Source organism: Pontibacter sp. HJ8 (assembly GCF_054824225.1).
The window spans coordinates 1-431 of sequence record NZ_JSYF01000009.1 but is presented as its reverse complement, the minus strand read 5'-3'; the positions used below and the strand labels follow the sequence as shown (position 1 = coordinate 431).

At 55.0% G+C, this 431-nt stretch carries 1 pseudogene; it reads right to left on the bottom strand.

Annotation, left to right across the window (positions count from 1 at the left end):
• Nucleotides 1-431 (bottom strand): annotated as a pseudogene (locus OB13_RS00510) (gliding motility-associated C-terminal domain-containing protein); the annotation flags it as partial.

The following is a 431-nucleotide window of genomic DNA, read 5'->3' as shown; positions in this document are numbered from 1 at the left end:
CGAAGTCTGGAACGTAATGCCGTCTTTGCTATAGGTATAGCCCGGAGTTCCGCCCGTTACCGTTCCCACCTTGATCGTGCCATTGGCAGCGCCGCAGGTAGAAGCTACGGTTGTGCTGGCAAAGTTAGTCGGCACGTTTTGGTCAACAGTTACCGATGCGGTCACGGTACAGCCGTTCGCATCTTTGGCAGTGACCGTATAGGTTCCGGAAGCAAGGGATGAAAAGGTAGTGCCTGCCTGGAAATCGGAACCGTTGATCGAATAGGTATAAGGAGATACACCGCCTGTTGCCGTTCCCACTGCGATGCTGCCATCGTTGTCCGCACAGGTGGCGGGCTCGGAAGTGGCAGTTACAGCTGTTGGCCCTCCGGTGTTGGTTACCGTAATGGCTTTGGCAAAAGTACAGCCATTGGCGTCTTTCACCGTGATGG